Origin of the sequence: Paenibacillus intestini (assembly GCF_030803945.1) — a bacterium.
In the GTDB taxonomy this organism is placed as follows: Bacteria; Bacillota; Bacilli; order Paenibacillales; family Paenibacillaceae; genus Paenibacillus; species Paenibacillus polysaccharolyticus.
Map to the genome: position 1 here is coordinate 20,408 of NZ_JAURUN010000014.1, position 19,651 is coordinate 40,058.

Annotated in this window: 16 protein-coding genes; 3 read left to right on the top strand and 13 right to left on the bottom strand. The window is 45.9% G+C overall.

Annotated features, from left to right (window positions below; genetic code table 11):
* Positions 1 to 81: 81 nt before the first annotated feature.
* The 5 genes from J2T16_RS25595 to J2T16_RS25615 form a co-directional block, all read right to left on the bottom strand.
* Positions 82 to 1,452: an ABC transporter permease gene (locus J2T16_RS25595; RefSeq protein WP_167375668.1), complete on the bottom strand. Its 1,371-nt coding sequence runs from the start codon at positions 1,450 to 1,452 to the stop codon at positions 82 to 84.
* Positions 1,453 to 1,477: 25 nt separating this feature from the next.
* Positions 1,478 to 2,173, bottom strand: coding sequence for an ABC transporter ATP-binding protein (locus J2T16_RS25600; protein WP_090917679.1), 696 nt, complete (start codon positions 2,171 to 2,173; stop codon positions 1,478 to 1,480).
* Positions 2,174 to 2,430: 257 nt separating this feature from the next.
* The gene (locus J2T16_RS25605; protein WP_090917677.1) at positions 2,431 to 3,588 is read right to left on the bottom strand and encodes a hypothetical protein; all 1,158 of its coding nucleotides are present in this window, start codon (positions 3,586 to 3,588) and stop codon (positions 2,431 to 2,433) included.
* Complete coding sequence (locus J2T16_RS25610; protein ID WP_499019549.1) at positions 3,585 to 5,051, bottom strand: sensor histidine kinase; 1,467 nt, start codon at positions 5,049 to 5,051, stop codon at positions 3,585 to 3,587. Before J2T16_RS25610 ends, J2T16_RS25605 begins: the two co-directional genes overlap by 4 nt.
* On the bottom strand, positions 5,048 to 5,761 hold the full coding sequence (locus J2T16_RS25615) for a response regulator transcription factor (RefSeq protein ID WP_145333083.1): 714 nt from the start codon (positions 5,759 to 5,761) through the stop codon (positions 5,048 to 5,050). Before J2T16_RS25615 ends, J2T16_RS25610 begins: the two co-directional genes overlap by 4 nt.
* 211 nt (positions 5,762 to 5,972) lie before the next feature.
* On the opposite strand from J2T16_RS25615, the gene J2T16_RS25620 reads away from it, so the two are divergent.
* Together J2T16_RS25620 and J2T16_RS25625 are read left to right on the top strand one after the other, a co-directional pair.
* Entirely contained in the window at positions 5,973 to 6,449 is a 477-nt protein-coding gene (locus tag J2T16_RS25620) for an RNA polymerase sigma factor (RefSeq protein WP_090917672.1), read from the top strand.
* A gap of 220 nt (positions 6,450 to 6,669) precedes the next feature.
* Positions 6,670 to 9,477 (top strand): chitinase N-terminal domain-containing protein, encoded by a 2,808-nt coding sequence (locus tag J2T16_RS25625; RefSeq protein WP_499019553.1) that lies wholly within the window; start codon positions 6,670 to 6,672, stop codon positions 9,475 to 9,477.
* A 799-nt stretch (positions 9,478 to 10,276) separates the two neighbouring features.
* On the opposite strand, the gene J2T16_RS25630 is transcribed toward J2T16_RS25625, so the two are convergent.
* The 6 genes from J2T16_RS25630 to J2T16_RS25655 form a co-directional block, all read right to left on the bottom strand.
* Entirely contained in the window at positions 10,277 to 10,537 is a 261-nt protein-coding gene (locus J2T16_RS25630) for a hypothetical protein (protein ID WP_251507805.1), read from the bottom strand.
* A 460-nt stretch (positions 10,538 to 10,997) separates the two neighbouring features.
* Positions 10,998 to 11,618, bottom strand: coding sequence for a hypothetical protein (locus J2T16_RS25635; protein ID WP_336120996.1), 621 nt, complete (start codon positions 11,616 to 11,618; stop codon positions 10,998 to 11,000).
* 233 nt (positions 11,619 to 11,851) lie between these two features.
* A complete protein-coding gene (gene phnE / locus J2T16_RS25640) occupies positions 11,852 to 12,664 on the bottom strand; it encodes a phosphonate ABC transporter, permease protein PhnE (RefSeq protein ID WP_154890680.1) in 813 nt (270 codons plus the stop codon).
* The gene (gene phnE, locus J2T16_RS25645) at positions 12,661 to 13,518 is read right to left on the bottom strand and encodes a phosphonate ABC transporter, permease protein PhnE (RefSeq protein WP_499019557.1); all 858 of its coding nucleotides are present in this window, start codon (positions 13,516 to 13,518) and stop codon (positions 12,661 to 12,663) included. The genes phnE (J2T16_RS25640) and phnE (J2T16_RS25645) overlap by 4 nt, the downstream gene beginning before the upstream one ends.
* Positions 13,515 to 14,312, bottom strand: a complete 798-nt coding sequence (gene phnC / locus J2T16_RS25650; protein ID WP_090917664.1) for a phosphonate ABC transporter ATP-binding protein — start codon at positions 14,310 to 14,312, stop codon at positions 13,515 to 13,517. The genes phnE (J2T16_RS25645) and phnC overlap by 4 nt, the downstream gene beginning before the upstream one ends.
* A 352-nt stretch (positions 14,313 to 14,664) precedes the next feature.
* Positions 14,665 to 15,651 carry a phosphate/phosphite/phosphonate ABC transporter substrate-binding protein gene (locus J2T16_RS25655; protein WP_154890679.1) on the bottom strand — a complete coding sequence of 329 codons (987 nt, stop codon included), beginning with the start codon at positions 15,649 to 15,651 and terminating at the stop codon, positions 14,665 to 14,667.
* A 276-nt stretch (positions 15,652 to 15,927) separates the two neighbouring features.
* Between J2T16_RS25655 and J2T16_RS25660 the strand changes: the two genes are divergently transcribed.
* Positions 15,928 to 17,550, top strand: coding sequence for a bifunctional metallophosphatase/5'-nucleotidase (locus J2T16_RS25660; RefSeq protein ID WP_499019560.1), 1,623 nt, complete (start codon positions 15,928 to 15,930; stop codon positions 17,548 to 17,550).
* Between the two features lie 149 nt (positions 17,551 to 17,699).
* Here the strand turns inward: J2T16_RS25660 and J2T16_RS25665 are convergent, their stop codons facing one another.
* Both J2T16_RS25665 and J2T16_RS25670 read right to left on the bottom strand, forming a co-directional pair.
* Entirely contained in the window at positions 17,700 to 18,014 is a 315-nt protein-coding gene (locus J2T16_RS25665) for a hypothetical protein (RefSeq protein ID WP_499019562.1), read from the bottom strand.
* 118 nt (positions 18,015 to 18,132) lie between these two features.
* Entirely contained in the window at positions 18,133 to 19,494 is a 1,362-nt protein-coding gene (locus J2T16_RS25670; RefSeq protein ID WP_499019564.1) for an MATE family efflux transporter, read from the bottom strand.
* Positions 19,495 to 19,651: the final 157 nt, after the last annotated feature.

Genomic DNA, 19,651 nt, shown 5'->3' on the forward strand with positions numbered 1-19,651 from the left:
CTTCCACTGAAAAGTTTGAGTCTGTTCATATCTTCAAATGTTCCACGTTCAGCCATGCACGTTAGCCTTTCCGTAGATCCATCACATCGATTTAATCACACTTAGCGCATTGGTTCGCGATGCACTGATGGCTGGATAGATACCCGATACCACACCGACAAGTACGGCAAAAACAATCCCCAGCGGCAATGCCGATTGCTGAATGATTACTGTCATCGGTCCGCCCGCCTGATCCGCCATCTGACTTGCGAGTAGCTGGTTCACCCCGCCGAGCGCGGCAAAGGCAATCCCCACCCCAGCCACACCGCCAATGAATCCCAGCATGGCTGCCTCCGCAATAAACATCTGACGGATCTGCCACAGGTTGGCGCCAAGCACCTTCATAACCCCGATCTGCTTACGCCGCTGATGCGTGGACATGATCATTGCCACAATAATGGACAGTGAAGCCAGCACCATAATAAAACCGCCAATACCGATGGCTGCTTTCTGGTACATCGCAAGCTGTCCTGCCATGGCCTCTTCCTGAAAAAGATTACTTTGCGTGTTTAATGTCAGCTTTTTGATCTGCTCTTCCACCTGAGCCACATGCCGTTTGTTATCCACTTTCACTAATGCGGAATTAAGACGTTTGAGCGCAGGGCTGTCAGCCTGTTGTAGTCCAAGCTCATCCTGCAAAGCACGCGCCGTATCCAGCGGAACATATACTTTTTTGTCATTCTGAGCGCTCATATCATCCATATTGGACGGTTTGGCTAGTTCACCCGATACACGTATCGTTCCACTCATCTTGGTCTTTCTGCCATTCGTAAAATCCTCATACCGAAATTGTATACGTTGCTGCATCAGTTGATCCTGCTTCATCATCATCTCATTGTACTGTTGCAAAAGATCATTGTTATAGGGATCGGAATTCAACTGCTCAAACAGCTTTTGAGTCACTTTGGAATCAATAAAGCCGTAGGTCGCTCCATAATTCACAATTGCAACTCGGCCATTGCCAGTTCCGCTGCCCTGTGCATATTTGTATCCGAACCCGCTCAACGTCTGCATCTCGGTTCCAATCACTTCCACGTAGGAGCTGCGCCCATCCGGAAGCACCATATCGAGCGCATCCAGTTTCAGCATAGGAGCCACAGCGACAACGTGAGGAAGGCGCTGAATAATCCGAATTTTCTCCATCGTCAGCGCGCCGCGTTCAAACTTACTCTTCGTGCCTCCGCCGCTTCCATTTCCCGTTTTGATTCCCTCGTTCGGGCTGATCGTAATCTCGTCCATCTTGTAGTTATCATTCAACGTTTTCTCGCTGTATGTCTGTACCGACTGCCCCACACTCAGTGCAATAATCATCGCTGCCGAACCGATTGACAGACCGATCATGCAGAGTAATGTGACCACTTTGCGCCGAATGATTTGTCCCCAGGCCATGCGCACTACGTCCCGTATTCTCACTGTTCCTCTCCTTTTACATGAACTCTCATACATGCTGCAACTGGGCAACCTGTTGCTGTTCGACCAATCTCCCCTGCTGTAACGTCAGTACAACCTGCATCTGTTCGGCCACTTCGGCTTCGTGTGTCACAATGACAAAGGTTGTTTTCATCTCTCTGTTCAGTTGCTGCAAAATGGAAAGAATCTCTTCCTCGGTCTCTGTATCCAGATTACCCGTCGGTTCATCTGCGAAGATAACCGAAGGCTCCGTGATGAGCGAGCGGGCGATACTGACCCTTTGCTGCTGACCACCTGATAACTGCGACGGAAAGAGATTCGTCTTATCGCCGAGCCCCACTTGTTCTAGTAGGCGAAGCGCCTTTTCTTTACGTTTGGATGGTCTTATTCCCATAAATACCAGAGGCAACTCTACATTTTCCCGGATCGTCAGATTGGACAACAGTTCGTAGGATTGAAATATAAATCCAATGTGACTACGCCGAAACTCCGCCAGACGATTCTCACTGAAACGCACAATATCCTGTCCTGCGATCCAAATCTTGCCTTGTGTTGGCTTCATCAAACCAGCCATCAGATTCAGCAGTGTGGACTTCCCTGAACCTGAACTACCCAGCAGCGCAACCATCTGCCCCTCTTGAATCGTCAGATTAATATCTTGCAGCACGGGAACATCGCCCTGTGCATTGCGGAAGGCATGGGATACCTGTTCAACTTGAAGCATTCGTGGCTTGTCTTCCTTTCCATTTCCTGATTATGTATTTCTGTGTATCTCACTTTATTATAGTGCGCAGATGTATCGGGGCAGGACGCAGTTGTATCCAACTTGTAACATGTCAACACAAAAAGCCCTGCGGCAGAGCGTACAATACTTGCCCGCAGGGATATATGTTATTTCTAATGTCTGAATAAAACTAAGGCTGTGGCAGCAAATTCTCTACATGAATCGACCTCTCGCTGGGTAGTGCTCCTGTCATAAACCTACCATGCCTTAAAGCTAAAACGATACAACTCACTCTTGCTGGCGGTGCTGCTTGCCATGAACAGTTCTTCCTCAAACCATTTCAGCTTGATAAAATTGTTGATATTCCGGTAGATCACCGTATCAGAGGACAAGTTCTGATCATTGAGGAAGGCAATATGAAGCTCATTTTTCTGATTTTCTAATGTATTCAGATAAGCAATTCGGGATTCGTCCGCGCTCAGATCAAAATTCCAGAATGTGCCCTTGGCCAGCAAGTTCAGCTTATTTTTTTCCACCTGATATCGATATAGTCCCTGCACCTGATTCACTTCACCCTGAAAGATCATATCCCCATTTTTCAACAGATGGTATTGCTGGATATCCTTCGATCTCAGGTATAAGGACACGTCCGGATTTTTCTCCAGCGACACACGATAGACGGCAAAATCATCCTTGTGCATGACCAGAACATAAGCCTGCTTCATATCCTGACTAATCTCAAAACTGTCAATAACGATGTAATTCTTGCCCGACTTATCCTCATGTGTCTCTACTCCGACTTTCTTCATCATGACCTCATCGGAAAACAGGATCTCTTCTTTGCCCGTTCTCAGATCGGTCTGAATGAAACCACGATCATCATGACTGATGGATGTGTCGTTACTGAGAAACTCCCTGAAATAGGAATGTTCCTTGCCTAGTTTGGTTCGTTCACCACTTTTCATATCGTATATAAAAGCCGTGCGCTGGGCTTGTCCCGAACGATACTGAGCATACATCAGCTTGGTTCGATCGGGGCTCAGTACAACGCCAAAATCCGTGTTGCCACTGATCTCTTTCACCTGGTTATCATCCAGATGCAACTTGAGCAACCGCAGTCCTGTATACGAACGTTCGGTACTGTTAACAACAATCGTATTCCGATCCCCCATATCAAAATCATAAATAACAAAATCATTCGGAATTTTAGTCGCTGACTCGATTTGGATTGTACTGCTCGATGGGGGCGCGAGACGACTGTTGAATTGCTCACCAGGCAATATCACAGTACGTGGTTTAAGGTGACTCATGCTGAACAGGCTGCCAATCCCGAATATCCCCCCGACAAAGGCAATGAGTAGTCCGGACAGCATCAGCTTATCGCGATGTTTACGCCAAAAGCCGGTATATTTCATGTGTTTCGATCCCCCGGCAGGCGGATATGGACTTGCGTCCCTTCCCGCATGATGCTTTTCATCTCCACTGTTCCTCCATGACGCTCCACAATGTTTTTCACAATCGACAGCCCCAGGCCCGCGCTGCCTTTTTCGACACGGTTCATGCCCTTATCCTGGTAAAAGGGTTCAAACACATGATTCAGGGCTTCTTCACCGATGCCTTCACCCTGATCTCGAATCATAATGGCAATAGACTGTTCTTCCCGCGAGGACTGCACTTCAATGATCGAATTCACATCACTATACTTGACGGAGTTATCCAGTACGTTCAGGAATACCTCTTTCAGCTTGTCCCGATCCCCCCGTACATATAGCTCTTCTTCAAGTTCGTAATGAATGCCGATATTGTATTTGCCTGCCTTGATCGACATGTCCTCACACGCTTCCCGAATAACTTCCGAGACGTCAACCCGTGCAAAACGGTAGTTCTCAATCACTGCCGAAGACACGGACACTTCCAAAATATCCGCAACCATCGTATTCAGACGACGGCTTTCCTTGATGATATAATTCATGCCCTTGTCGAAGAAATCCGGGTCGGTGAATCCATTATCCCGCAAAATCTGTGCATAGCCCAGAATAGTCGTCAGCGGTGTTTTTAATTCATGTGTCACATTGTCAAAAAAAACCTTGCTTCGTGCCTGTACTTGTTTCACTTCGTCCCGTTCTCGCTCAATCACATCAATCTGCTCTCTTACCCGGTCAATCATGACCGTGAAGCTCGCCGCCAGTTCCCCAATCTCATCCTTCGTGGCAATCTGAATATCCGCATTCAGGCTACCTTGGGCCACTTCGGCAGAACGTTTCGTCAACACACGAATGGGCTGTGTAATTTTCCGGGAAATAAAAATCGAAGCAATGAAAACAAACACAAATATCGTCGCTGCAAACAGTTTAATTGTATCCTGAAAGCGCATATTGCGCCGATACAGGTCGGTGTAATCCTTTTCGAGCTGTACAATGCCAACGAGTTGCTGGTCACTCTGAATTGGGAAAGAGAGGCTTGCTACAACCCGTCCTTGATCGACTTTTGTCGTATAGGCAATTCGGGATTGCATCGCTTCTCTCAAATCTTCTATGTCGGTGTGTTTAACCAGTTTTCCTGCAGTAGTACTGGAGCCATACGTGGAGGCATCGGGGCGATAGAGCGTAATTTCCCCGCCCACAGCAGAGCCAATCTGCTCTTCCAACTCCCGGCTGCCCGCCTCCAGCGAATCTTTACTGATTCGTTTGTTATGGATGAGAAAATACTGATTCAAGGCGATATCCAGATTTTTTTTGGATTGCACCATATCCTCTCGCACTTCACGATACATATTCTCTTGAGCGACCTTGTTGGACAGGATCAGCAGTGCCGAGAAACCGATAAAAACGATCACCGAGAACAGTACAACCATTTTGAACTGAATGGTCCATTTCATGTCTGCACCTGAATATTCAGCTTGTACCCTACGCCAAATACCGTTTCAATCATCGATATGCCTTGGTCACCGCTGTCCAGCTTTTTGCGAATGCGCTGCACATGGATGTCCACGGTACGCGTATCTCCTGCAAAATCAAATCCCCACACCTTGTCCAGCAGCTCTGAACGTGTATGTACTTTGCGGTGGTGGTTCACGAGGAAGAGTAGCAGATCATACTCCTTGTTGGTGAGCCCTGCTCGTTCCCCGTCCTTCCACACCTCGCGCTCATCCTTACGAATCTCGATATGCTTGCCTAGTCTAACGACTTCGTAAGACTGGTTTTCCAGCGTTTCGCTGATGAGATCGATCCTGCGGAAAATCGCCCGGATGCGGGCAACCACTTCGCGGATATCAAAAGGCTTTGTAATGTAATCGTCAGCCCCTAGCTCCATGCCAAGCACCTTGTCCAGCATATCGGACTTTGCCGTAATCATGATTACCGGGATTTTGGAATTCACAGACAACTGTCTGCACACATCGAAGCCGCTCATATCGGGCAACATCAGATCCAGTAGAATCAGATCGGGCTTCGACTCCCGCAGCAAATTCAATCCTTCCCTGCCCGAAGCCGCCTCCTTGATCTCGAACCCTTCCTTGCGAAGCGAATAGGACAATATATCGCGAATGGACTCTTCATCTTCGATGATTAATATCTCTTTTGGTCTCATAATACATTCGTAATCTCCCTGCTCTATGAATTTCATCTGTCTATATTCTGTATCCCAAGCCGACTGCTTGAACAGAGGAAATCAAGAAATGTTACAACTCCGATACAACTCTGAACCTTTTGGAAACAACCTCCCGCTATACTGGCATTAATAGAACGCCAAACGGACCGGAACCAAGGTTTGATCCATATCCAAGGGGGATTCACATCTTATGAACCACACACAGATTAACGATGCTTACATTAACTATAAATCAGAAATCACCAGGTATCTATCCCAAATCGTCAAACAGCCGCAGGATGCGGAAGACTTGGCGCAGGATTGTTTTATCCGTCTCATGAACGTCACTGTCCATATTCCTGAAGACCGAATTCTCTACTATCTTAAACGCATCGCCCGTAACCTGGCTATGGACAGCTTTCGCAGACGTACCCGGACCTTACGCCGTGACAGCCGGCTGGAAACCCCTGCACATCATGTTGATACTCCTCAGATGGAGATTAATGAGGGGGTTAACGAAATTGTCTCCCATATCCACAATACCGAACATCGCAAAATTTTGGAGCTGCGCCTGATCCATGGGTATTCCATTAAAGAAACAGCCCAGATGGTGAACCGCAGTGAAGGCATGATCAAATCTTCCGTTTTCCACGCTGTCAATCGTATTCGTGCCAAAGTCATCTCGTAGAGATGGCTTTTTTACTTTGTGTTCCCCTACTCCGTTATCCACCACATTATTATTTCCATTCCTGTAATAACCAATAATCCAAATGACCTATTCATATGCCGAAATACCTAATTTTACAAATTTCGATCTAATTTTTACAATTTGTTATGACTATGTGAGATTTTCATGTGGTAGAATATGGACGAACTCATGAATCAACTAATATTTGGGAGGGATTTGGTTGGGTAAATTGACACGTTTACGGGGAGTTTGGTTAAAATCACTCCTGGCATTATCCATGGCTTTGCCACTTCAGATCGGATTATGGAACGGAGATGCTTCGGTTCATGCGGAAGGACCGACAGACCCGGCACCATTCATTCAAGCCAAGGTCGTTAACGAGAACGCTGGCAAGAAAGTATTGTTCGACAATTCGCACGGTCAGACTGCCGGAGCAGCTGATTGGGTCATTGATGGTGGCTTCTCGGATTTCGGTAATGCTCTGGCGAACGACGGTTATGATGTGAAAGAACTGCGCAAAACGACACCTTTTACCTATGATGATCTGAAAGAATACAACGTATTTGTCATTGCTGAACCTCAAATTCCTTTCAAAACATCTGAACAAGCGGCATTAAAACAATATGTTGAAACGGGCGGCAGCATCTTCTTCATTGGAGATCACTACAATGCCGACCGTAACAAAAACCGCTGGGATGGCTCTGAAGTCATTAACGGCTATCGCCGCGGTGCATATGAAGATCCAACCAAAGGCATGAGCACAGATGAGCGCAATTCAGCAGCCATGCAAGATGTAACCAGCACGGACTGGTTGTCCGATAACTTCGGTGTACGTTTCCGTTATAACGCACTCGGGGATATTAACGCCAATATCATCGTACCTGCGAATCAAGCATTCGGTATTACGGAAGGCGTATCTGCTGTAGCGATGCACGCAGGCTCCACGCTGGCGATCACAGATCCGGAGAAAGCCAAAGGTATTGTGTACTTGCCAAAAACCAATGCCAAATGGAATAACGCCGTTGACCAAGGTGTATATAACGGTGGCGGGATCGAAGAAGGTCCTTATGTGGCTGTATCCAAACTGGGTGCAGGTAAAGCGGCCTTCATCGGTGACTCTTCCCCGGTGGAAGATGCATCCCCGAAATATTTGCGCGAAGAAACAGGCACACGCAAAACAACATATGACGGCTTCAAAGAAGTCGATGATGCTGTATTACTCGTGAATACGGTAAACTGGCTGGCGACACAAGAAAACTATACTAAGCTGTCCGAAGTAAACGGCCTTACATTGGATACAGCTACAGCGCTGTTACCATTCGAGGAGCCAGCGGCTTCCACTGAACCGCAAGCTGAACCTTGGGCTGCACCTGCGGCAGGATATAAATGGTATGATCGTTCAACGTTCAAGCCAGGCTCTTATGGTGGCCCTGCATCCAGTGCTAACGCAGCGTACAGCTTCGTGAAGCAAGATACATTGCCTAATGCCGAAGACTTCCAGATTCGTGTGGTTGTAGAAAATATGGCTCCAAACACTACCGTTTCCGGTTACAGTGCCGGTATTTATCTGACAGGCGGAACACAGGTAGCTATGATCCAGAATGACAGTGGAACATGGCCAACTTCATACGGATACAGCTCGGCGTTTAGCGTAACGTCGGATAGCAAAGGACGCGGGATCAAAGATCTGAATGTACGCATCAAACCAGGCACGAATGGCAACGCCAGCCTGCGTCTGCGCCTGAATGGTAGCAACCTGATTACTAGTGCGGTAAGCATTGCTAACGTACCTGCAGAGCCACTGCCTGAAGAACAAGGTCCAATTCCAGCAACCATTAGCGTAGCCGAAGCACGCACCAAAGCGGTTGGCACTACAGTTACCGTTGAAGGTGTTATCACAACGAAACCGGGTTCTTTTGGCGGACAAGCCTTCTATCTTCAGGATGATACAGCGGGAATCTACGTGTTCCAGCACACGAGCGGATTCGATGTAGGTGACAAAGTGAAAGTGACTGCACCCACAACGATCTACAACAGCGAGTTCGAATTAACCGATGTGGTTGCGATTGAGAAAACTGGAACCGCTTCTGTTCCAGCTCCAGCGCTGGTTACAGCCATCAATGATGCGAACCAAGGTCAACTCGTTCAATTGAAAAATGTAACTATTCAAAATATCATCAGCGCTACGCCTGCCGGTTCATTTGAGTTTGATGCGGTAGCTGCGGACGGAACAAGCACACATGTGCGTGTGGATACGCGTACCGGTGTGAGTGAAACGACTTTCCCTTATGTTGCTGGTGACAAGATTGATATCACAGGTGTGTCTGCTATTTTCAAAGATGTCTATCAGTTGAAACCAAGAAGCTTGGATGACATTGTAGCTTCGGAAGAACAAGGTGGAGGCGAAAATCCTTCTACTCCAGCCGAAGGAGCGCCGGGCAAACCGGTGCTTTCTTCCGATAACGGACATACCACCGGGCTGTCCGATGGTTCGTTCAACGTTAGCATGAATCTGTGGTGGGGTGAAAATGCCACCGAGTACAAGCTGTATGAGAACGGTACCCTTGTGGATACGCAAAAGTTAACAGCAACTTCCCCTTCTTCACAGTTTGCTAAAACGGCGATTAAAGACAAAGCGAACGGAACCTATACGTATGTTGCCGAGCTGATCAACGACAAAGGTGCTACTCGCAGTGACGAGTTAACGGTTCAAATTGCGAACGCGGCTCCAGGTAAAGCCGTTTTGTCTCAAAACAACTGGGACGGCGATGGCGACTACACCGTAACGATGAACCTCTGGTGGGGTACCAACGCAACCGAGTATCGCCTCTATGAAAATGACGTACTGATCGATACGCAAGCCTTGAACGCTGCTACACCATCTGCCCAAACAGCGAAGACTGATTTAAGTGACCGTGCGAACGGAACGTACACGTATCGTGCCGAGCTTGTTAATTCCGCAGGTGTGACCAGTACGGAAATCGTAACGGTACAAGTCAGCAAAGCAGCTTTGCCTTTGGCGAGCTAGTCTAAATTAAGATTAGGATTAGATGTAGATGCAGGAATAGAGTAGGCGCAAGTGCCGAAACGAAGTAGCAATATAAGTAGAAGTAAACACACCGAAAATGAACAGAAACTTAGGCATAACGTAGATCAAACCGAATATAGTAACTACCAAATAGAAACGAATGCAGGACCGGAAGTAAGTAATACCGTAGTAAGTAGAAATGAAAAACGGAAATTAATGAAGAGCAGAGCCTAAGTAGTAACGAAAGCAGTAATGAGAGCAGTGATGAAACAGCCACAAAAGTAGCAACGTAAACCATAACGAAAAACCGAAACCAACCCAACGGCCAAGAAAGAAGCTGCGGTGATTTCGGTTTTTTTGTAGTCTTTTGTAGTCTTTTTTAGGTCATTTTTAGATCTTTGTAGTTTTTGGAATGTTCTATTGTGGTTTTATTATGGTTGCATTGTGTTTTCATTTCTGGCGTACCATTAAACCGTTGAACCTCTACTCCCTCAGCGCTAACGATCCTGAGAGAGCTTATTTGCCCCCTTTTTCCACATTTAAAATTCTAACGATCACCAGCGACGCTATTTGGCTATTTTTCAATATTTTGAGGGATAAATCGGGCAATTTGCAACAAATAGCGTCTGTGCGGATCGTTAGAATTTTAATGCAGACTTTTTAGGCTAAATAAGGCTTCTGGTGATCGTTAGCGATTCAAGCTAGGTTCAACAGGACCTTGCCCCCTCAATCCATAAGAGTTAACTCACCTACATGTACACATATCTCTACACTTTCCCTACACATAACGTAAATCAGCTCATCTCAGTCGAGGTTTCTCATAACCGTCCCTTACATAAAGAATACTGTTCCACACCGCACAATAAGCCGCAAAGGCCAGGAACCCAATGACAAAAATAAGGTTCATCTGCGTAAATGAAGCGCCGCTACCCATAAAAATAATAAGAATTGCACTGAGTCCGATATTTTCCCTGTTATGCTTTTTAAACTTCTGAAAGATCATTCGGTACAGCAATATAAGCACCATAAACACGATCCATATCAAATAAAATTTTTCCATAGCATAGTTACCCCCTTGCAAAAAGGCCAACTTTAACGTTAAAAGTTAACGTTTCGAGCCACATATTCAACATCATTATGTACGTTCCAACTTTTCCAGCAGCTATATTCATCAGGCAACAATCTAATTTTACCAATATATCTAATTTCTAAGAATTAATAAACCACATAAACCCAAGTATCCAGGATGTGATAAACAGATACACAATAATTTTGATGAACACATATTCTTCTTTCGCTTAAGGAAACACACCACAACAACAAATGGGAACAGGGTTAGCGCCATGTTCAGTATAAGACGAGTTCTTCAGCAATACTCAGAATGCCCGTTAGAATCAACAAATAATCCGTATAATAACCCACGCCCCCTTTAATTAGAGCATCGGTATCTTGTACGGATAAACTATAAATTCCAGCGATCGAGAAAAAATATGTATAGTTAATTCTGTTTTTAAATTCAGCTACCTACAATAGGAATCATTTGTACAATCGACTTCTTTGCCCTTGTCAATGAAAACTGTGACATAATTATCTTCCGATCGGCCCCTAAAAGTTAGCTTAACATCCGTCTCAAATGTTGTATTAACAAATGGCTTTACCTCGTTTTTTTCTATATCTCCTTCTTGTATCTTTCTCATATAAACAACGGTTCGTATGACTTCGTGATCGGTCCGGCTCTCACTCTCCTTCTGGTCTATGACATAAGGCAACTGTTGTTCATCAATAATGTGCTGCACTTGACTCTGAATCTCCGATTGGACATGTTTCGAAGGCGTTCTAAAGAAGTCGAGAATTGCGCTTTGGTTTGGAACTACTATAAAATACATTACAACAGATGCTATAAAAGAAACGATAATGGTTCCAATTATTCCTGACTTCTCCTTCTTGTTAAGTACATACACCGCGACAACAAACGGGAGAAGTGTTAACACAAGATACAAGAGAGTATGACTTGCTGGAGGAACGTCAAAGATAATGAGGCCTCCGTCTCCGGATAACATCAATAGCACTATTAAATAGGCAAAAATCCATCCTCCTCCAATACTCAATATCGATGCAATAATAGGTAAAATAATTCTCAAAATGAAATTCACCTCCTTCTCATATTAAAATCGGAATAACTTACAAATTATTGAATAGATAATTAAGCAAATTGTACAACTATTTTCACAAATTATTTCAAGTGAAAAATTAGGCAACTACCAACATATCACTAGATTTAGAGCCTGTTTATTTTAAACCAACAAAAAAGACTACCTAATGCCGCATCATCCAGCAAAAGATAGTCCTTCTCTCCACCACTTCATTCCGTTAGCTACACCAGTTTCTTCCGAATATAACCCGAGATCAGGTCAATGATCGTGATCATCACGATAATGCCGAGCAGGATAATGCCGACACGCGGCCAGTTGCGTGTGCTGAGTGCAAAGATCAGCGGTGTTCCGATCCCGCCTGCGCCGATCACACCGAGGATCGTGGCAGAACGGACATTAATTTCGAACCGATACAATGTATAGTTCAGGAACCCCGGGATAACCTGCGGCAAGATGGCAAACCAGAGCTGTTGCATCCGGGTCGCTCCGGAAGCCAGTAACGCTTCGGACGGGCCGTAGTCAATATTTTCAACCTCATCCGCGTACAGTTTACCCAGCATCCCGATCGAGTGAAGTCCGAGGGCTAACACTCCTGCGAATGATCCGGGACCTACAGCCTTGATAAAAAGCAAAGCCATAATAATCTCGGGAAATGTACGGATGAAACTAAGCATCATTTTACCCGCCCCAGAGATCGCCCGATGGCCACTCATGTTCCGTGCAGACCAGAAGGCAAACGGGATACAAAGCACAGCGGAAATCACCGTACCTAGCACAGAAATCGCCAGCGTATCCAGCAGTCCGCGCAGCAAATCCTCGCCTTCCGGCAAATATACGAAATTCCAGTCGGGCGAGAAAATACCCGCGATAATAGCCTTCATGATCTGTCCGGCGGTTTCTTTGAACCCGGTAAAAGGTACGCCCGCAAGCGCCCACGCATAGACCAGAATTAACAGCAGAATGATAAGCCAGCGCAGCGGATTTTTCCGTGGTTTGGGTCTTGGCCGAATACGGCTCGCTTCATTTTTCATCATAACAATTTCTCCCGCAGCTTAGTGCTCACATAGTCGATAATCAGAACGATGGCCAGTGTAAAAATAATAATGGTATTCGTCTTGTCATACTCCAGGAATCCAAGTGTCGCTTCGTAATAAAGTCCGATACCACCCGCTCCAACCAGTCCAAGGATCGCGGCGGCACGTACGTTAATTTCGAAGGCATACAGCACATAAGACGTGAACTGGGCTGCCAGTTGCGGCACGACACCATAGACAATAAGCTGAATTCGGTTCATGCCAACAGCGGTCATCGCTTCAAGCGGCCCTTTGTCAATCGTCTCCAGCGTTTCATAGGTGAGCTTGGCGATCAGACCTACCGAAAATACAGCTAGTGCGAGAATCCCGGGAACCGGCCCCAGTCCAAATACAGCAACGAACAACGCTGCCAGTAGCAAGTCCGGAACGGTTCGAATCAGATTTAATAGAAAACGTGCCGGATAATAGATCCAGCGGCTCGGCGCCAAATTACCTGCACAGATGATGGAAATAGGAATAGCAATGATTGCACCGATGGTTGTCCCGAGCAAAGCCATACGGATCGTCTCCAGCATGCCCTGTACGATATTGTCAAAATAACTCCAGCGCGGCGGAAACATCTCTTTCAGCAGCTTCCACATCTCCGGGCCACCCGTGAACAGTTCTGTAAAGCTCGCATCCGTCTGCTTGGCGCTCGCCCACAAGAGCAGCACAATGATGACTAGCGTCAGTAGATGTTTGGTCTTCCCCGGTGGTTTGGGGCGATTCACGATCTGCTTCGGGCTGGAGCCAGGTTCCTTGCCTGCGCCTGCACGCCTTTCCTGTTCAAGTGAAACGTTGGTTTGTCCTTTCATACCAGCACTTCTCCCTGCTCATGCACAGCCTGCTTGTCCAGCAACTCATCTGCCAGAATCGGTCTGCCGTAAATTTCAGCAAAACGCTCATCCGTCGCTTCTTCCACCGGACCATCAAATACAACCTCTCCTGCCCGCAAACCAACAATACGTGTCGCATATTCTCTCGCCAGATCAATAAAGTGCAAATTAACAATCGTAGTAATCCCAAGATCCTGATTAATCCGTTTCAGGTCATCCATGACCTGTTTCGTTGTCAGCGGATCGAGTGAAGCCACCGGTTCATCGGCCAAAATAATTTTTGCTTCCTGAGCGAGTACACGGGCAATCGCCACACGCTGCTGTTGTCCACCAGACAACTGATCTGCACGAGAGTAAGCCTTCTCCGAAATATTCACCCGATCCAATGCATCAAAGGCCAGTTCCACATCCTCTTTCGGAAAACGACCCAAAATGGTACGAAGTGTGGAATGGTACCCCACCCGACCAGCCAGTACATTGCGCAATACGCTGGATCGTTTCACCAGATTGAAGCTCTGGAAGATCATGCCGATATCCCGGCGGATCAGACGCAGGCGTTTGCCTTGTGCCTTGGTGATGGAGCTACCGTTAATCAAAATCTCACCTTCACTAATATCATGCAGCCGGTTGATCGACCGCAGCAATGTGGATTTACCTGCACCAGACAAACCGACCACCGCGATGAATTCTCCCTGCTTAAATTTCAAATTTATGTTATTGAGGCCTTTCGTGCCGTTCGCATACGTTTTGGTCACGTTGTGAAGCTCAATCATCGCGTTAATCCTTCTTTCATCCATAATATTTATATCGTTTTTATATCGTTTCCGTTGTTTCTATATAAATTGAACTAATCATTTACACTTGAACGGAGAGGACAGAAAAAACCTGGAAAAGCGGAGCGTTCGCCTTTATCACCGGATTTTCCCTTTTCAAAAAGGGAATCAAAAAATCTGGGGATAACAGCGATTGGAGGGTTATTCTGTCATCGGAGTGGATTGTGTAAAAACTTTAGTTCAGCTTATATAGCAGAAACTTATAATAACGGCACAAGCCAGAACAGCGTCAATTACGCTGAACTGGCCTGTTCACTGTGCAAAGTCACGAATGGCTTGTTGGAACGAAAAACTACTCGGTTTTCACTTTCTCGTTATACTGGCGAACGATATCGAACTTGCTGTCATCGGACTCCACATAACCTTCGTGCGTGTAGATTTCTTTGATGATCTTGTGGCCTTCTGTATCTTTACCGATATCGATGAAGGCTTGTTTGATCTTCGCTGTCCAATCTGCGTTCATGTCGGTACGAACGGCAATCGTATCGTTAGGAATAGGCTCAGTGAAAGCAAGTACACGTGTATCTTTGAACACATTCGGGTAGTCTTTGGAAACCGTGTTACGGGCATCCTGGAAAATAGCTGCTGCATCTACGTCACCGTTCAATACGGCAAGAACAGCTTGGTCATGGCCTTTAACGGTTACAGGCTGTACATCTTTGAGCGGATCAATGCCGCGATCCAGCAACAAGGCTGCAGGCCATACATAACCAGCGGAAGACGTTACGTTCTGATAAGCCATTTTCTTACCTTTCAGATCCTCAACCGATTGGATCGGAGAGTCTTTTTTGACAATAATCATCGATTTATAAGAATCTGCCAGTTGCTCTGTCGGAGCGCCAGTCTCATCATTCACACCAAAACGCTGTGCTTGCAAAATGACTTGTGCTGCTCCTTTTTCTTTCGCAAGTACATAAGCTGTCGGAGGCAGGAAACCTACATCTACTTTTTTGGAAGCCATCGCTTCGATAATTGTGTTGTAGTCCGTGGATACGCTGACTTTTACCGGGATACCCAGCTTGTCGCCAAGCAGTTTTTCCAGCGGTTTTGCTTTTGCTTCAAGGGTGTCTGCATTCTGTGAAGGAACGAATTGCACTGTCAGTTCCGTAGGTACATAACCTTCAGCGGTTTTGTCTTTCTCTGCTGTTTCGGTTGATGTGCCGGACGCGCTTGAATTGGCTTCAGCGCCATTTGACGAATTGGACGTAGCATTAGACCCACATGCACTCAGGAACAGTACCAAAATCAACAATGGTAAAAATAAAGCAGACTTCTTCAATCGAACACCCTCCAAAAGTTTTTCTAATTTTCAATACTTGTCTACTATAATTGGCAAATATTTGCGTGATGTGAAACGAAATTTGGAGTTTTGTAAAGTTTCTTGGCAGGCTGTCAACGTGACATTCTTCTGTTAAAATAGGCTCATTATGGTCGATGAATTCGGAGAAATTACGCTTGGAGTAAGGCTTAACACCCGTTATTCAGGCTAATTCTTCTGCTTCTTTCTACGGTTTATGCCATATATCTAAACTTATATATTAGAGGAGATTGTAAAATGACACGCATTCCCCCTACGACAAACTTCGATATCTTGTTCACAAGTGACCTTCACGGGGCGATTCGCCCGATCCATTACAATACCAACGCATATCGTCATGCCGGTCTTGCTTTGCTGGCTTCCCTGATTCGGCAGGAACGTGAACGTTCGCCTGAATTACTGCTAATTGATAACGGAGACTTGTTGCAAGGCTCCCCTCTAGCTTCTTATGCAGCTTCTCATGCACCCAAAGCGCAGACACATCCTTTTATTCACGTGTTAAATGAGCTGGGATACGATGCCGCAGTGATGGGAAACCATGAGTTTAACTATGGTCAGGAATTGCTGCGCGGTGCGGTGGAAGGTTCCTCCTTCCCTTGGCTGTCTGCCAATATTGCAGAACTGCCGCTTGCTCCTGAAGGAGCAGGTATTCCGGCTTTTGGCGAACCGTATCTGATTAAGACGCTCTCGACTGGTGTAAAAATCGCCTTGCTCGGTGCAACCACCCATTACATCCCCAACTGGGAGCATCCGAAAAATATTGAAGGACTGCATTTCATGGATGCACTAGATACGATTCGTACGTGGGTGAAGTATATACGAGAATATGAGCAACCAGACATACTGGTGGTCAGTTATCATGGGGGATTTGAGTGTGATCTGGAAACGGGTGAAGCTGCAGAGCGCTTGACGGGGGAAAATCAGGCATATGCCATCTGCCGAGAGATTGATGGCATTGACGTACTACTGACGGGTCATCAGCATCGCCAATTGACTGGCGAAATCCATGGGGTAACTGTAATTCAACCAGGGTTTAATGGCAGTGGACTCGGTCAAGTTTCTGTGCAACTTAAGCAATCGCCGGACACGGGCAAATGGGTGGTAACGGAGAAAAAAGCGAAGTTGCTGTTACTTGAGGCTTACCCTGATCTAAAGCCTGATCCAGCAGTAATGAAGCTGACGGATGAACTGGAATCTTCGGCACAAACTTGGCTCGATCAGCCGATTGGCGAAGTAGACGGGGACGGAGATCTATCAATATCCAGTGCCACACAGCTACGGCTGCAGGCGCATCCTTTTATTGACTTTGTACATCAGGTGCAGATGGAAGCAACCGGAGCCCAGCTTTCCAATACGGCTATGCTTAGCGAAGAAGCTCGTGGTTTCGGCAAGCAAATTACGGTGCGGGATGTGTTATCAAACTTCATTTATCCCAACACTCTAACTGTGCTTGAACTCAGCGGAAAGGATATTCGGGAAGCATTGGAGCAGACTGCACGTTATTTCGAACTGAACTTATCGGGGGAAGTCATCGTAAATCCGGCGTATATGCAGCCCAAACCTCAACACTACAATTACGACATGTGGGCTGGCATCGAATACGAACTGAACATCTCACAGCCTGTAGGTAGCCGTGTGGTGAAGTTGGAACGTGATGGAAAACCGCTGGAGATGGATGGTACATACTCCGTCGTGATGAACAGTTATCGCGCGGCAGGCGGTGGGGATTATGCGATGTACCCAGGCAAAAAGGTACTCCATGAAGGAGCCACGGACATGGCTGCACTAGTAGAAGATTTCATTCGCAGGAATCAGCCATTACAAGTTCGGGAAGTGCATAACTGGAAGGTCACCAACTGAAGTTTGGATTGTGGAAAACGAAAAATGAACAAGTACATGTATTAAACGAGTACGTGAAAAAGGACGGAGCCGGCTTTATCCGGTTTCGCCCTTTTTACTTTTTATGGAACGAAGACTATGGAATCACTGGTAGGATCAACATTGCTCTATTAAAACAAGGAATCCGATAGAAGCAGTACAATGAGAAAAGCCCCTAACCAGAGCAGAAACAAATTTGCAGTCGCGGTTGCCCATTTGCTTTTGCCCGAATGATAGAACGCCCAGCATAATAAGGAAGCTAACACACCAATGGGATACGTAGCCATAAGGACTGCCGCAATTGTATCTAACAATGGGTGTGCACCTGATTCCCGATAGGCATATAAATACACACTCATGATCAGCACAACCGGATAGGCCAAAAGGGTTATTCCATAAATCGAATTGAAGAATATAAGCCGATATGCAAGTTTGGGATTTTTCAAACCAGACGAACAACCTCCTTGTGAACAATAAACTCATTTCAGTATATCCACCTGTTCCTATCACGTCATGGTATATTTTCCCATTAAAGCATCAGTATATATCCATGTACCTCTCATTTCAAATAGCAACCTGTTGGTGCATCCTATTCATGCGTCTGTAGTGGTAAGCGAACAGGATGAGTCCCAGCGCACTTGTAATGATCTCCGTTACTGTCATAGACCAGATGATACCTGTAAGGCCATAAAATTTATGGAAAACGATAATTACCGGGATAAACAGCGTGCCTTGGCATATCGCCATGACATTGGTTGGTATGCCTTCTCCAGCAGCTTTGAAAATGCCTGTAAACAATCCTGTTAATCCAGTGAACAGCGCAGAGATCAACATTGCTACCAGAATTGAACTTCCCGCCTCCAGTACGGCTGCATCCGAAGAGAACAACCGAATTACAGGTTCCTTGAACATATAAACGATGCCTATGAAAAGAACACCAATACCGATGATATACAGCGAAGCCTGCTTATACGTAGCCTTTAAACGACCAAACTTCTTACTCGCGAAACTGTGTGCCACCAGTGGGATAATCCCCATAAAGATACCCATTGCCAGAAACTCGGGTAGCTGTACAACCCGTAAAGCAATACCAAATCCAGCGACTGCGCTTTCTCCATAGATCATGGCGTAATGGTTCAGTAGTAGTGTAGATACAATTAGAAAAGAGGTCTGTAGCAATTCGGAAACTCCGATTTTGAATACTTCCATCTGGTCTTTGACCTGAAGTTTCCAATGTCCCAGAAACCCTCGCAAATTCTCGCTGCGGCGGGACAAAAACCAAACATAATAGGCCGCAGAACAAGCATTGGCTAATACAATGGATAAAGCAGCTCCAATCACATGCCAATTCATCACTAGAATCAATAGCACATCCAGAACGATGCTGGCTGCGATGCTAATGAACATGCCGATCATGGATTCTTTCGAAGCCCCCTCCGACCGAACGAGCTGTTCCAGCGCAAAATTAAGAATAACGATAGCTCCTCCGCCCAGAAGTGTAATCGCATATTGACTTGTGTACTCATATACAGCTTGATCCGCTCCCAGTCCCTGAACAATAGGTGAGATGAACAACCAGGCGATCAGGGCAATCATTAAACCAATGCCCAAGCTCGAGTAAAAGGAATATCCTGCGACTCGTTTTGCCTTTTCCTGCTCTCCCGTTGCCGCTAAGCGTGTAATGAATGTGCCACCGCCAACCCCGAACATATTGCCAAAAGCCATTAATACCGTAAAGATCGGCAGTCCCAGTGTAATGGCGCTAAACATGCCCGTATCATGAACCAGACCGATAAAGAACGCGTTGATGAGGTTGTACAATGTTCCCGCAGACATACCAAGCATCATTGGTATGGACAGATGCATAATCGACTTGTGGACAGGCGCTTTGTCCAGATAATAGGAGTTTGAATGTTTTTCTTTCATGGTAACTTCCACCTTTCTTAATCTTTTAACAATTAGAGTTCTAAGTATTCGTTTAAAAAAATACGAATTTAAGTTCATAATATTCTGCAAAGAAATATACAGCTTGATGCATTTACGTTCATAATTACTTTCATATTACAGGTACAACTACAGCCAT

What these genes read in the sequence shown, in the direction of transcription:
- J2T16_RS25660 (WP_499019560.1), top strand. Translation starts at nt 15,928, where the DNA reads ATGACACGCATTCCCCCTACGACAAACTTCGATATCTTGTTCACAAGT.
- phnE (WP_499019557.1), bottom strand. Translation starts at nt 13,518, where the DNA reads ATGAAAGGACAAACCAACGTTTCACTTGAACAGGAAAGGCGTGCAGGC.
- J2T16_RS25610 (WP_499019549.1), bottom strand. Translation starts at nt 5,051, where the DNA reads ATGAAATGGACCATTCAGTTCAAAATGGTTGTACTGTTCTCGGTGATC.
- phnE (WP_154890680.1), bottom strand. Translation starts at nt 12,664, where the DNA reads ATGATGAAAAATGAAGCGAGCCGTATTCGGCCAAGACCCAAACCACGG.
- J2T16_RS25600 (WP_090917679.1), bottom strand. Translation starts at nt 2,173, where the DNA reads ATGCTTCAAGTTGAACAGGTATCCCATGCCTTCCGCAATGCACAGGGC.
- phnC (WP_090917664.1), bottom strand. Translation starts at nt 14,312, where the DNA reads ATGATTGAGCTTCACAACGTGACCAAAACGTATGCGAACGGCACGAAA.
- J2T16_RS25630 (WP_251507805.1), bottom strand. Translation starts at nt 10,537, where the DNA reads ATGGAAAAATTTTATTTGATATGGATCGTGTTTATGGTGCTTATATTG.
- J2T16_RS25670 (WP_499019564.1), bottom strand. Translation starts at nt 19,494, where the DNA reads ATGAAAGAAAAACATTCAAACTCCTATTATCTGGACAAAGCGCCTGTC.
- J2T16_RS25605 (WP_090917677.1), bottom strand. Translation starts at nt 3,588, where the DNA reads ATGAAATATACCGGCTTTTGGCGTAAACATCGCGATAAGCTGATGCTG.
- J2T16_RS25615 (WP_145333083.1), bottom strand. Translation starts at nt 5,761, where the DNA reads ATGAGACCAAAAGAGATATTAATCATCGAAGATGAAGAGTCCATTCGC.
- J2T16_RS25620 (WP_090917672.1), top strand. Translation starts at nt 5,973, where the DNA reads ATGAACCACACACAGATTAACGATGCTTACATTAACTATAAATCAGAA.